The sequence below is a fragment of the Parafrankia irregularis genome, from assembly GCF_001536285.1.
GTDB lineage: Bacteria > Actinomycetota > Actinomycetes > Frankiales > Frankiaceae > Parafrankia > Parafrankia irregularis.
The window spans coordinates 1-13,840 of the sequence record NZ_FAOZ01000049.1; the positions used below are offsets into that span (position 1 = coordinate 1).

Sequence of the window (13,840 nt, forward strand, 5' to 3'; positions counted from 1 at the left end):
TGTAGGGACGCCGGTCTAGATGTCCAATGGCCGCGATATATGTCCAGTCGATGTCCAACGACCGGTGTTCTGTCCACAGCGGACTACCGGGGCTACGGCAAGCCGGGGCAAAGGCGACGGAAGCCCTCGACGAGCCCGTGAAACAGGGCAGGGAAGGAGATTTCTATGCGGATTTAGGTTGCGTGATACCGGAGACGTTGTGCACTGGCGTCCTGTTTGTCCGCAGCGTGTCCAGCGACCGGACTGATGTCCAGTGATCTACCGTGCCAGTTGGGATCATGTCTTCTATCTGGGGAGATGGTAGCGATGGTGACTGATGCTCAATTGAGCGTCAGGGATTCCACTGGCGCGGTGTCGACGTACGAGGATCTGTCGCTGGTTGACCTTGCCGCGACGGTGGCTGGGTGTCCGTGGCGGGTTTTTCGATGGCGGCAGGGACAGGCGCACTACTCGGGCTGGTATTGGTCGGTGACGATGGCGGGCCATGTGGTTTATGAAAGCCGGCTGGAGCTTGCCCGGCTCCTGCTCGCCGATTTCGATTGTTCGGTGGTGGGAATCGCGGCGCAGCCTTTCTGCCTGACCGCGGAGGTGGATGGGCGGCTCCGGCGGCATGTTCCGGACTTTCTGCTGGTGGACCCGGGCGGGCTGGTGACCGTGGTCAATGTGAAGCCGGCGGAGCAGCTGGCCAGGGAGAAGGTCGCGGAAGCGTTGGCCTGGGCGGGCCAGGTTTTCACGCGGGCCGGCTGGTGCCATGAGGTCTGGTCGGGGGCGCCGGCGGCGGTGCTGGGAAATGTGCGGTTCCTGGCGGCCTATCGGCGTGCTGATCGGGTCGACGCCGAGGCCGTCGAGGAGATCGATCGGACGGTCACGGGGAGGGTGGCTCTCGGTGAGGTGGAGGCCGGGTTGGCGGGCCGGTTCGCGGTCGAGGTGTGCCGGCCGGCGTTGCTGCATCTGGTGTGGCGGGGCGTGTTCCGCGTCGATCTGGACAGGCCGTTGTCGCCGGTGTCGGTGCTGGAGCGTGTGGTGTGAGCGCGACGGTGACGGTGACGATCGGGACGAGGCTGGTCCACGACGGCGAGATGCGCACGGTCGTCGGTATCGAAGCGCAGCGGCTGCGGCTGCGTGACGGGCAGGGCCGCGAGGAGCTGGTGCACACGGCGACGGTGCTGGCGAATCCCGCGACCTCGGTGCTCGGGGCGGACGGGGAGCCGGTGGCGCCGATGGAGGCGTTGGGGCCGGTACTGGACAGCCTGGACGGGCCGCGACGCGCCGAGGTGCTGGCGCGGCTCGGGCATGTGCGTGAGGTGCTGACCGGCTACGTCTCAGGAACGGTGACGCTGGCGGCTGCCGGTGAGCCGCGGGCGGCCTACGAGATGGCGGTGCCGTTGATGGACCGCTACGCGGCGAAGGCCGCGGAGGTGGGGGTGGACGTCCGGACGGTGCGCCGCTGGGTCCGCGCGGTCCAGACAGCGGGCGCCGCGGGGCTGGTCGATCAGCGCATGGTGCGGCTGGCCGATCCGTTCACCGGGGTCGATGAGCGGTGGTTGGCGATGTGTCGGCTGGTGCTCGACGAACACACCGACGCCAGCCGGCCGACCCGGCAGCTGCTGCTGGAACGGGTGGCGGCACGGCTCGACGCCGAGCACGGCGCCGGATCGGTGCGGGCGCCGGGGCGGCGGCGGGCCCGGCTGGTGCTGGAGGAGTTGTCCCGGGCCACCCACGCGTTCACCGGCGCGACGGCGGCGAAACGGTCGATCGCGAACCGGCCGACACAGCCTTACGGGCGGCTGCGCGCGACCCGGCCGGGTGAGTACGTGCTGGTGGACACCACCGGGTTGGACGTGTTCGCGATGGAACCGCTGACCTTGCGCTGGGTCCGGGTCGAGCTGACCGTCGCGCTCGATCTGTATTCGCGGTGCGTGACCGGCCTGCGGCTCTCCCCGGTGTCGACGAAGTCCGTCGACGCGGCGGTCGTGCTCTACGAGTCGCTGGTGGTGGACACGGCCCGGGGCAGCGGCGGCGGTCTGCTGCCCTACGCGGGGCTGCCGGACACCGTCGTCGTCGAGGCGGAGCCGGGGCTGCCGGGGGTGGCCGCGGAGAGCATCGTCGTCGACCACGGCAAGATCTTCCTGTCGGAGCATCTGCTGTCGGTGTGTCAGCGCCTCGGGGTGTCGGTGCAGCCGGCCCGGCCGCTGACCCCCACTGACAAGGCGCCGGTGGAGCGGTTCTTCCGGACCCTGCGAGAAGGATTGCTGGCGGCGTTGCCCGGCTACAAGGGGCCGGATGTCCACAGCCGTGGGAAGGATCCGCAGGGCTGCGCCTACTTCTTCGTCGACGAGCTGGAGACCGTGATCCGCCAGTGGATCGTCGGGATCTACCACCGGCGTCCGCACGGCGGGCTGGTGGACCCGGCGGTGCCGGGGTTGGATCTGTGTCCGGCGGAGATGTTCGCTCACGGTCTGGTCCGGGCCGGTCGGCTGCGGGTGCCCGCGCGGACGGATCTGGTGTTCGATCTTCTGCCGGTCGCCTGGCGGACCATCCAGCATTACGGGATCGAGGTCAACGGGCTTCGTTACAACGGCCCCGTGCTGGGCGGCTACCGCAACCGGCTCAGCCCGTTCACCGGTCGGCACGCCGGCAAGTGGCCGGTGCGCTACGACACTGACGACATCTCACGGGTCTACTTCCAGGACCCGGCCGACCAGCGCTGGCACACGCTGGTCTGGGAGCACGCCGGCGGTGTCGGGATGCCGTTCTCCGCGGACACGCTCGCCTACGCCCGCCGCCTCGCGCTCGCCGAGGGCCGTCACGTCGATGACCGGCTCGCCCTGGCGGACCTGCTGGACCGGTGGGACGCGGGGCTCGTGCGTCATCCCGCCGAACGTCGGATGGCGATCCGCGCGAGCGAGCAGCGCCAGGCCCGGTTGCAGGCCGCCGTCGGCGGCGACCTCGCGGCGGCCTGCGAGCTGCCGGCGGTCAGCGCCGGGCTGGAACCCGCCGGGACACCGGCGGGTTCGTGGCGGGCCGGTGACGACGACTGCGACGGTGAGCTGGACGGCGCCGCCGCCGACGAACCGGCCAGGATCGCCGACGAGGAGTTCTACGCCGACGCGCTGAGGGTCGTGCCATGAACCGCCCGGACGCGGTGCTGTCCGACCGTGACGAGCGGGACTGGAACCTGTCATGCAAGGACGGCTGGTTCGCGATGGTCGACACCCCGCCGAGGACCCGCCCGCCGCGGCACAGCGCCTGCGAGATCGCGGGGATGTCGCGGACCGTCCGGCTGCGTTACAACGAGACCCGTGCCCGTTGGCACGCCAACCTCGGCCCCGTCGCGACCCCGGGCATGGACACCGTCTTCGAGCAGCTCGACGAGATCTGCGGATCGAACCGGCAGGACGGGGAGAAGGTCAAACCCGCCGCGGTCCTCGACGCGCTTCCCGGGCTGGGCAAGACGACCGCCGCGCTGGCGTTCGCCCGCGCCTTCCACCGCGAACAGGTCGACCTCTACGGGCCGACGGTTCCCGCCACGGGCGGCCAGTGGCAGCGGGTGCCGGTCGTTTACCTCGGGCTGACCTCGAACACGACGATCCGCAGCCTGAACGCGATGCTCTGCCGCTTCTACGCGCTGCCCGCCCCTGACCGCGGCACCGCGACACGCCTGGCGAACCGCGCCGCCGAATGCGTCGCCGGGTGCAAGACCCGTCTCGTCGTCGTCGACGACGTGCACTTCCTCGACGTCCACCGTCGCGATGGCCGGGAGGTCGCCAACCATTTCAAGTGGCTCGCCAACACGTTCCCGGTGACGTTCTTCTTCGTCGGGGTGGGGCTACGCGCCCGCGGGCTGCTCACCGAGGGCCTGACCGGCGCCGACGCCGCGTTCTCCCAGACCGCGCGACGGTGGAACGTCCTCACCCTGACCCCGTTCGAGATCCACAGCGAGGCCGGGCGGCGCACCTGGCGCAACCTGCTCCTCGGTATCGAACGCGACCTGGTTCTCGCCGAACTCGGCCGGGGAACGGTCGCCGAGGACCTGTCGGACTACCTGTTCGCCCGCAGCTCCGGGCACTTCGCCTCGCTGATGTCCCTGATCGCCCGGGGCTGCTACCGGGCCGTCAGGACCGGCGCGGAAACCCTCACCGCCGGTCTGCTCGACGCGGTCCGCATCGACGAGGCCGCGGAGAAAGCCCGCCGTGACCTGCACGCCGCGCTCGGCGCGGGCCGGCTGACCAGCCGGCCCGCCCGCCAGACCACCACGCGCCTGGGCGGGGAGGGCGCGGCATGACCCGCCGGCTCCCGTTCACCCTGACACCGCTGCCCGGGGAATCGTTCGAGAGCTGGACGACCGCCTACGCGCGGCGCCTGCGCGTCACCACCAGCGAACTCACCCGCGCCCTCGGCCTCACCGCCGACCCGCCCCCGGCCGTCACCACGCCGCTCACGGTCGCCGACGCGACCGGTCTGACCCCCCGGACCTTCGCCGCGATGTTCCACCCTCCGCTCCCGGATCTGCCCCCGCGCACCCCCGACGCCCTGCGCACCGCGGCGACCGCGGGACGCACCAGCCGGTTCTGCCCGACTTGCCTGGCCGAACATCCCGGCCGGTTCGCCCTGGCCTGGCAGCTGCGCTGGACGTTCTTCTGCCTCGATCACGGCCAGCCACTCGCGGACCGATGCCCGCGCTGCGGGTCCACCCAACCCGTCCGGCACCCGTCCGGACGGACACCACCCGGTCATTGCACCCGCCACGTCACCGCCGCGGCGACCACCACCCGCTGCGGCTTCGACCTCACCGAGCCCCCCCACCCCACCTGCGCCGATCCCGCCGCCGCCCACACCGCCCAGCAGCTGATCGACCGCAGCCTCGCGCGGCTACGCCTCCCACCCGACGCCACCGCCCGGCACGAAGCCCTCGCCACGCTCACCGACCTGACCATCCTCGCCGCCCACATCGCGACGAACGACCGCCCCCGCCGCCAGCGAACACCCGTCGCGGGCGACCTGCGGGCCGACACCCTGCTCACCGCCTACCAGCTGCTCACCGCCCCCACCGCTGGCCGCCCGGACGACCCCCTCGCGCCCCTGGTCGCCCACCACTCGGCCGGGCCCCGGCCCCTGGCAGTGCCCGAGTCCTGGAAATCCGCCAGCCCCAGCCTGACAACCCGCATCGCGCACAGCCGCGACGGATTCCTGCGTCCCATCGAACGCCTCCGGCACGCCACCACCCTGCCCACCTTGCATCCCCCGACCACCGACCCCACCAGCGGCGAACCGGACCCGGCCGTCCTGCGAGCCGCACGCCTACCCGACCAGCTCTGGCCCGTCTGGACGATCCGTCTCCTCGACGACGACTCCCTCGAACCGGTGACCTTCCGCCCCGCGGCGATCGCGGCGCTTCTGCTTCCCCACAGCGCTCTGCGGCTCAACCAGATCACCGCCCTCGTCAGCGACCAGATCACCGGCGGCACCGTCGCCCACCAGCTCGGCAAACTGACCCGCGGCCCCGCCGGCAGCACCACGCTGCGCATCCTCACCGAACTCGCCCTGGCCTGCGACACCCACCCCATCCCGATCGACTACACGCGCCGCCGTCACCTCGCCGCCACGACCGAGCTGATCGACCGCGCGACCTGGAGAAGCTTCCTCGGCCCCGGGGAGCTGCGCCGCGGGCACCGACGCCGCCTCGATTTCGCCCGCTCCTACCTCTACGAACTCCTCACCGACGGCAACCTCGCCATCGCCTCACCGCCCTACCGGATCGTCGACCCCGCGCGACGCCCCGCCTACCACGAGTTCGTCCTCGGGATGCCCGCGCCGCTCGCCGACGATCTCACCAGCCACGCCCACGCCCTGCTTCTCCACGCCGGCGTCACCGACGAGCCGCTGCGCTGGGCCCCGCCAGCGCACTGGGTCCACACCCACGACTGGCCCGGCGCCGATCTCGAACACACCGACCCCGCCCCCATCCACGACCTGCTCACCCGCCAGCACCGATCCCCGCAGCAGGTCGCCGAAACCCTCCACATGTCGACAGAGCACGTCCGCCAAGCCGTGCGGCTACACCCGCTGCCACGCCCGCTCTATCCCACCCACCGCGCCGGAGCGATCCTCCCGCTCCACCCCGACACCAGCCAGCAGCACAAACCCGGAATCCATTACGTCGACCCCACCTGGCTCCACGAACAATACGTCACCTGGAAACGCACCCTCGCAGACATCGCCGACGAAATCGGCTGCGTTTACAGCACCCTCCGGGCTTTCGCGGAGAAACACGGAATCCCGCTACGTCCATCCGGCGGCTCACACCACATCCACACCCTCACAGGAACCCACCCCTCCCAACTACCCGAACCACTACGCAGCGCCCTCACCGGCCACCAAGCCCATCTCCGCCTCGAACGCTTCACGATGATCGTCCGACATTCCAACCTCACCAGAGCCGCCGAAGAAGCCGGCGTCACCCCCGCCTCCCTCTCCGAACAGCTCACCTACCTCGAACGCGTCTGCGGCGGCACCCTCATGCGCCGCCACCACCCCAGACGCCTCGACAGCCCCACAGAACTCGGACAGGCACTACACCTCCAGATAGAAGCCCACATCCTCCACGACACCACCAGCCACCCATGACGACACGAACAGGCACAGCGAAGAAATGGACAACCACCCCGGCCCCCAAGAAAGCACGGGAAACCCCCAGTGGACACGATCACGGCACCCGAATGGACATCTTCGCCGGCCTCCCTACAGCTGACAACTCCGCAGCGCGCAGAGGTGCCACAAGGCCGCGACGCGCCTTCCGGGGACACCTTCACCGCGCGACGTGCCGTCCGAGCGGACGTCATCCCCGGCCTCCCCACGGCCCGCTGCCACGGCGACTCGCCCGCCGCCGCGCTCGGCAGGCGGCACCCCCCGCCCCGGGCCGAGGCGGGGCGGCGGGGCGCGGCTCGAGGGATGCCGGGGCGGCCAGCGTCGAGCTGGTCATCGCCACCCCGCTGCTGATCACCATGCTCCTGGTCGTGATCCAGTTCGCGTTGTGGGCGCACGCGAGCCATGTGGCGGCCAGCGCCGCCCGTGGCGGTGCGGACGCAGCCCGCGTCTACGGCGCCGCACCCACCGCCGGAGACGACGCCGCGCGGCTCATCCTCGCCCAGCTCGGCGGCACCGTTCTCACCGGCACGGGCGTCCAGCTCGACCGCCGGCCCGAGACGGTCACCGTCACCGTCACGGGAAACGCGGTCAGCCTGCTGCCCGGAATCTCCCTGCCGGTGACCGGCCACGCCACCGGAACCCTCGAACGGCCAACACCATGATCAGCATCATCGGGCTGTCCCGCCGAGGGCGCCACGGCGCACCGGCCCGGCCGGGCACAGACCAAGACGCGGGGTCGGCCGCGGTCGAACTGACCCTGCTCGCACCGCTGATCATTCTGATGCTGCTGCTGATCGTCTACGCGGGGCGGGCGGTGAACGCCCGCGGGCAGGTCGACACCGCCGCGCACACCGCCGCCCGTGCCGCGAGCCTCGCCCGCACACCCACCCTGGCCATCGCCGCCGCCCAGGCGGCCGTCGCCCCGGACCTCACCGGGAACACAGGTCCCTGCACCGCCCTGACGGTGGAGGTGGACACCAGCCAGTTCCGGCCCGGAGGTGTGGTCCGCGCGACAGTGGCCTGCCGGCTGGACCAGTCCGACCTCGCCGCCGGCCTTCCCGTCCCCGGCGGGCGCACGGTCACCGCCGCCGCAGCCGTGCCAATCGACCTCTACCGCGGTGTCACCGCGACCGCGGCGGCCTGGCCGCCGGCCGGCACAGACTCTTCCTCACGGGAGCAGGTGTGAGACGACCGCCGCACACCGCCGACCGGCGGCACCCGGGCCTGACCGTCGCACCGCGGCCCTGTGTGGCCGCACTGCTCCTCCTCGCTGTCCTCGCGGCCTGCACGGCTCCCACCCGGGCCGGCCAGGAGCAGCCGCGCACCCCGACCTCGACGCCGGCACTCAGTGATGACCCAGAGGCAGCATTGCCTGTCCTGCCGCCAGGGAACACGATCACCGACAACGGTGTCCCGCTGGGATTCCCGCACAGCACCTCCGGAGCGGTCTCGGCGGCGGTCCGCTGGACCTCGCTGCTCCTGCCACGCACAGAAGCCGACCAGGCCGAGATTCTCACCACCATCGCGACCCCGAGCTACCTGCTGCAACGCACCGCGGGAACCCTCCTCGATCATGTCTACGCCCCACCCGATCTCGCTCCGGGAAGCGCGTTGTTCTTCCGCCCGCTCGGCACCCACCTCCTGGCCACCGACCCCGACCAGCCGGTCATTGCCGTCCTGCACGCCAGCCGCGTCTCGGGCACCAGACGGCCCACGGTGCTCGTCGGCTCCGTGACCTGGGAACTGGTCTGGGACGGGGACGACTGGCGCCTCGCCGACCTCCACCCCACCCTGCCCTCCGCCGGGCTACGGGTACCGGAGACGGACAGCCCGGCCGCGGTGACCGCGGCCGGGTGGGATCGGTTCCGCCGTGCCTGACCCCACCCGGAAGGACGCGGGGACGGTGACCGCGTTCTTCGTCGTCCTCACCGTGGCGCTACTCGCGGTGACCGGTCTCGTCGTGGACGGCGGGCTCGCGTTGGACCGGAAGTCCGCCGCGGTCAGCCTCGCCGCCGAGGCCGCCCGCGCCGGCGCGCAGGGCCTGGACCTGGCCACCTACCGGGCCAGCGGCGTCATCCAGCTCGACCCGACCGCCGCAGAGCGGCGGGCCGAGCAGTACCTGGCCACCGCCGGCACGGAAGGGACCGTCACCGCGACCGCCGCCACGGTGACGGTGACGGTGACAGTACGTGTCCCCACCCAGCTCCTCGGGATAGTCGGGATCGACACGCTCACCGTCACCGGACAGGCCAGCGCCGCCCCCGTCCACGGCGTCACCGCCCCGGCCGGTGCCCCATGAGCCGCCGACACAGACCCCGCCGTGTCGGGCCGCTGCACCGTCTCGCCGGGCTGGCACGTGCCCTCGGCGCCCTCACCGCCTCCGGGGTGCTGCTGATCGCCGCGCCCGCCGTGATGTGGCGGCTGGTCGGCTGGCCGCTGCCCGACCGCGTCCCCGCCTGGGATGACGTCGTGGCCGGCCTGACCGGACCGCTGACGCAGGACCTGATCCTCGGTCTGATCGGCGCCCTGTTCTGGTACACCTACGCGCTGCTCGTGCTGTCGGTGGCTGTGGAGGTCGTGGCCACGGCCGGTGGCTGGACCCGGCCCCGGTTGCCTACCGCCGGCCCCGCGCAGGCGTTGGCCGCGGTCCTCGTCGGCACGGTCCTCGCCGGCCTTCTCACCGCCACCGCCCGTGCCAGCACCGGCCCGCCGACGGCCGCGGTCCTCACCGCCTACGCGCGGCCCGCGGCCGTCACCGCCCCGGCCGATCCCACCGCTGACGCCGCGCGGCCCCCTGCGGCGGCGAACGCCATGGTGCCGGCCGGGCTGGAGTGCACCGTCGCCCCCTACGACACCCTGTGGTCACTGGCCGAGGACTGGCTGCACGGCGACGGGCTGCGCTGGCGCGAGATCTGGACCCTGAACCAGGGCCGCGTCCAGGCCGACGGGACCGCGCTCACCAACCCCGACCTGCTGCGCCCCGGCTGGATCCTGCGCCTTCCGCCCGACGCCCAACCCCCGACGCCCCCGATGGCTCCGGAGGGGCCCGACACCACCGCCGCGCCCCACGCCTCCGGTCCCGCCACCCCACCCACGACCACCCCGGCACCGCTGCCACCGACGGCACCCGGGACCGCCGCACCTGCCGCACCTGCCGCACCGGGCACCTTCTCGCCCGCCCCTTCCGCTCCCGGGTGGACCCCGACCATCCCCGCGAACCCGGCCCCCTCCACTCCCGGCCCGGCCCCACACACCAGCCCGGCCCCACGCACCGACACGCCCGCACCGCACCCGGCCCCACCGGGTCAGGACCGGCCGGTCCGACTGCCCTCGGGCGCGGCCCTCCCGCTCAGCCTCATCACCGCACTCGCCGCCGCCGTGGTCGCCGCCCGGCTCCTGCGCTCCCGCCGCCGCCGTGTCCCGACCCCACCCGGCCAGCCCATCCCGACCGACCCGCCCCTACCCCTGGTCGTCCGCGAGATCCTGCGCGCCAGCCGCCCACCCACCGACGACACCGACAACCCCGACGACGGCGACGGAAACGACGACGGGCAGGGTCCGCAGGACCCCGAACCCGGCAGCGACCCCGACCCCGTACCGGCATCCGAACGGCACGACCCGCCGCAACGGGTACCCGCCGGCCCGTCGCCGACGCCCCGCCCAGCCGACGCGATTCCCGGCCCCGCCGAGGCGGGGGACCTGGACGGGCCTCTCGCGGAGCTGGTGCGCACCGGACGGCTCGACCTGCACGGCCCCGGCGCACCCGCCGCTGCCCGCGCGCTGCTGGTGCACGTCCTCGCCGCCCACCACAGCGACCACACGGCCTGGCCCTCCCGGCTGATCATCCCGAGCGGTCTGGCCGACCGGCTCGACCTGCCGCACGCCGTCCTCGACGTTCTCCCACAGGTCACCATCACCGCCACCACGCAAAACGCCCTCGACCTCGCCGACCGTGAGGCACTGCGCCGCGCCCGGCTCGCCGAGGACACCACCGCGGCGAGCCTGGAGGAGCTACGCGCCGGCCTGCCCGACGAGATGATCCCCACCGTCCTGCTCGTGGCCACCGTGGCGAGCGCCGACGACGGCCGGCTCGGCGCCCTCGCCCACGCCGGGGCACGCGTCGGCCTCTATCTGCTCACCCTCGACCCGACCGGCGGCCCGGCCGGCGATGGTCAGCCGGCACCGCCCTGGCATCTCACTCCCGCCCAGACCCGTGACCTTCTGCGCCTCCTCGCGGACGCTGCCGACCAGCCCACCCCCACCACCGACTCCCCGCCCCCTACCGAGACAGCCGCCCCCAACCCGATGGTCGAGGCCCTCCCCGCGCCCCCGACGGGCACGCCGCCGCCCCCCGACCCGGGACCGCCACCCGTCCCCGCCGAACCGCCAGCCGACGACCCGCCCACCACCAGCACCGTCGACGAACCCGCGGGCCAGCCCGGCCACCTGGACCGGCCGGGCCCGCGGGTGCGGCTGATGCTCTTCGGCCGGCCCGCCGTCCACCTCGACGGCACGCCGCTGGTCGGCGGACTACGGACCCTCAGCCTGGAAATCGCCGCACATCTCGCCGTCCACCCCAGCGGCGTCACCGGCGACCGACTCGCCGCCGACCTCCTGCCCGACCAGGACCCGACCCGCGCCCGCAACCAGGCCTACCGCGCCGTCGCCGCGCTGCGCGACACCCTGCGCACCGCCACCGGCGACCCGACCCTCACCCCGATCCTCAACAGCAAAGCGGGCTACCGCCTCAACCCGGCCGTGGTCGACGTCGACGTGTGGGAGTTCGACGCGGCGCTGCACGCCGCCGGACACGCCCCCGACGACCCCGCCCGTGTCCTCGCGCTCACCCGGGCCGTCGCCCTCGCCACCGCCACGCCTCTCGGCGATACCGCCTACGACTGGTCCGCCCCGATCGTCGCGGACCTGGAACACCGCGCGGTCGACACGCTCGCCGACCTCGCCGACCTGCTCGCCGACGACCACCCCGACCGGGCCCTGGCCTACCTCGAGCAGGCCCTCGCCCTCACCCCGACGGTCGAGGACCTCTACCGGCACGTGATGAGCCTGCACGCCGCCCGGGGACGCGTCGACGCGGTACGCCGCACCTACCAGCGGCTGCGCGACGCCCTCGACGCCCACGGCCTCGACGTCGACCCCACCCCCGAGACCCAGGCCCTGCTCGCCCACCTCACCCGCACCCCACGCCCCACCCCAGCCCCTGCCACGACCGGGCCCCGGCGCATCGTCCGCCCCGCCATCCGCCACCCCGACCGCCCCAGCACCTGACAGGCGCCCCGGCCAGATCATCGCCCGCGCCGCCCACCCATCGAAAGGCGCATCCACGACGATTTCCCGCGAGGTTTCCGCACCTTTCCGTGGAACATTTTCCCTTGTCGCGCGAGTCATTTCCCGGACGTGACAGCGGCTTCTTCATGTCTTATTTCCGCACCGTTCCACGGTCGTCTTCTCCTCTCTCGGAAATCCGCGTGAGGCCGGTTCAGGGCCGAGAACCCGCGGCCCACCGATGGAGGGTCACGGTGCCTGGCACCCGATCTCCGAGGCGGCCGGCCTCCCTGCCCCCAGGTACAGCGAGTCTCGTCACCGCGCACGTCACAGGCCCGCCGCAGTCGCCCACCAGGAGCCCACGGAAGCGTCCGACCGGCCCGGTCCGCTCACACGGCGGGCGGTAGCCCGTCCTGTCCATCGGCGCGCCGGGCGTTGGACAGCAACGATTCCTCACCGTCTTCGGCGATGTGCGCCGGGCGTGGTGGTCACGATCGGACTCGGATCAGACACGTATCAGAAGGCCGGCGGTAACAACTACGGCGCCGACCAGGTCATACACGGAGCGCGAAACCGGTGGTATCGGTCTCAATGTCACAGATCGGCACCCCTCCGATGCGCTACGGTCGCCGTGCGCGTGCTCGCCGCACCCGCATGGTGACGGCCTGCCCCGCCCGTGACCCCCACGTTCGCCTCCAGGAGGTGCGTGAACCCTGCCCTTACCTTTGCTTGAAAGCAAGAATAGAGGTCGTGTGAGAATCTCCGAGCTGGATTTCGGGATCAAGCTGGACGATTTCTCCGAAAAGGTATGGCGCACCGTCGCGCGCCACCCCTACTGCGACATCGACCTGCTCGCCGAATGGCTCCGAAAGCCCGAACCCATCGTCGAGGCGGAAATCGGCCGGCTCGTCGACGCCGGCCTGCTCCGCCAGGTCGGCCGCCAGTGGGAACCCCAAGACCCGATCAAGGTCCTGCAGGCCCGCCACGCACAACGCGAGGCCGCACTCAGCGCCGAACGCGCCCGCATGGACGACCAGAAAGCCCAGCTCTACCGGTCGGGCATGTTCGGGGACTACATCGCCGGCCGCCGACGCACCGGCACCACCGCCGGAGTCCAGTTCCTCGCCCGCGACGAGATCTTCCACAAGATGGCCGAGCTCACCACCCAGGCCAGCACCCGGATGCGGTTCCTCCAGACCGGCCCGCCACCCCCCGGCCTCGGCGGCAACGTGCCCGACCTGCTCGTGCCCGCCGCCGCCCGCGGAGTCCAGATCAGCAGCGTCTGGACACCACCCGCGCTCAGCGCCGCGCAACGACGCACCCCCGGCCGGCGCCTACCCCCCATGGGAGTCCTACGCCTCGCCCCGGCCCTACCGATGCGCACCATCGTCTGGGACACCACCGCAGCCCTCATCCCGGTCCGCGACGACGACCTCGACGAAGGCGGCCTCGTCGCCGTCGCACCCACCCTCGTGCGCGCCGTCACCGACATGGTCACCCGCATCGAGGCCGCGATCCCCGTCCAACGCCACCCTGCCGGCGCCCAGGAACCCGCCGCGATGCGGCGGCAACGCGCACTGCTCATCCTGCTCGGACGGGGCCTCGATGACGTGCGCGCCGCCCGGGAACTCGGGGTGTCGGAACGGACGGTGAAGCGCGACGTCGCCGAACTGTGCCACCGCTTCGGGGTCAGCACCCGCTTCCAGCTCGGCGCCGCCGCCGCGACCGCCGGCTACCTGCCCCACACCCCCACACCCCCACCACCCGCACAGCCCCCAGCACAGGCACACCGACCCGACCCGCCCACCGGGCCCCCCGGCCGCATCGCGGTCCCACCGCGCACCGGGAACCAGCCGCTGCCAGCCCGCGCACCGGCCCCATCGCACCGGCCATGACCCCCTCTCGGCAG

The 13,840-nt window shown here is 72.6% G+C and carries 10 protein-coding genes; all 10 read left to right on the top strand.

Translation table 11 applies throughout. The annotated features are described in order from the left end of the window. Positions 1-246 precede the first annotated feature (246 nt). The 10 genes from AWX74_RS36610 to AWX74_RS36655 all read left to right on the top strand — a co-directional run bounded on the left by AWX74_RS36610 (position 247) and on the right by AWX74_RS36655 (position 13,826). Positions 247-1,029 carry a TnsA-like heteromeric transposase endonuclease subunit gene (locus tag AWX74_RS36610; RefSeq protein WP_200931457.1) on the top strand — a complete coding sequence of 261 codons (783 nt, stop codon included), beginning with the start codon at positions 247-249 and terminating at the stop codon, positions 1,027-1,029. Continuing rightward, entirely contained in the window at positions 1,026-3,131 is a 2,106-nt protein-coding gene (locus AWX74_RS36615; RefSeq protein ID WP_200931456.1) for a Mu transposase C-terminal domain-containing protein, read from the top strand. The genes AWX74_RS36610 and AWX74_RS36615 overlap by 4 nt, the downstream gene beginning before the upstream one ends. Beyond that, the gene (locus AWX74_RS36620) at positions 3,128-4,285 is read left to right on the top strand and encodes an ATP-binding protein (protein ID WP_054571260.1); all 1,158 of its coding nucleotides are present in this window, start codon (positions 3,128-3,130) and stop codon (positions 4,283-4,285) included. Before AWX74_RS36615 ends, AWX74_RS36620 begins: the two co-directional genes overlap by 4 nt. Next, complete coding sequence (locus AWX74_RS36625; protein ID WP_054571259.1) at positions 4,282-6,627, top strand: TniQ family protein; 2,346 nt, start codon at positions 4,282-4,284, stop codon at positions 6,625-6,627. Before AWX74_RS36620 ends, AWX74_RS36625 begins: the two co-directional genes overlap by 4 nt. A gap of 92 nt (positions 6,628-6,719) precedes the next feature. Beyond that, complete coding sequence (locus AWX74_RS42210; protein WP_091286468.1) at positions 6,720-7,310, top strand: TadE family protein; 591 nt, start codon at positions 6,720-6,722, stop codon at positions 7,308-7,310. Continuing rightward, positions 7,307-7,834 (top strand): TadE/TadG family type IV pilus assembly protein, encoded by a 528-nt coding sequence (locus AWX74_RS36635; protein ID WP_091286473.1) that lies wholly within the window; start codon positions 7,307-7,309, stop codon positions 7,832-7,834. Before AWX74_RS42210 ends, AWX74_RS36635 begins: the two co-directional genes overlap by 4 nt. Further along, positions 7,831-8,526, top strand: a complete 696-nt coding sequence (locus AWX74_RS36640; protein WP_054571256.1) for a DUF8175 domain-containg protein — start codon at positions 7,831-7,833, stop codon at positions 8,524-8,526. Before AWX74_RS36635 ends, AWX74_RS36640 begins: the two co-directional genes overlap by 4 nt. Continuing rightward, on the top strand, positions 8,519-8,947 hold the full coding sequence (locus AWX74_RS36645; RefSeq protein WP_083473928.1) for a pilus assembly protein TadG-related protein: 429 nt from the start codon (positions 8,519-8,521) through the stop codon (positions 8,945-8,947). Before AWX74_RS36640 ends, AWX74_RS36645 begins: the two co-directional genes overlap by 8 nt. Next, complete coding sequence (locus AWX74_RS36650; protein WP_091286479.1) at positions 8,944-11,934, top strand: BTAD domain-containing putative transcriptional regulator; 2,991 nt, start codon at positions 8,944-8,946, stop codon at positions 11,932-11,934. The genes AWX74_RS36645 and AWX74_RS36650 overlap by 4 nt, the downstream gene beginning before the upstream one ends. A gap of 749 nt (positions 11,935-12,683) precedes the next feature. Continuing rightward, complete coding sequence (locus tag AWX74_RS36655) at positions 12,684-13,826, top strand: helix-turn-helix transcriptional regulator (protein ID WP_235498519.1); 1,143 nt, start codon at positions 12,684-12,686, stop codon at positions 13,824-13,826. Positions 13,827-13,840: the final 14 nt, after the last annotated feature.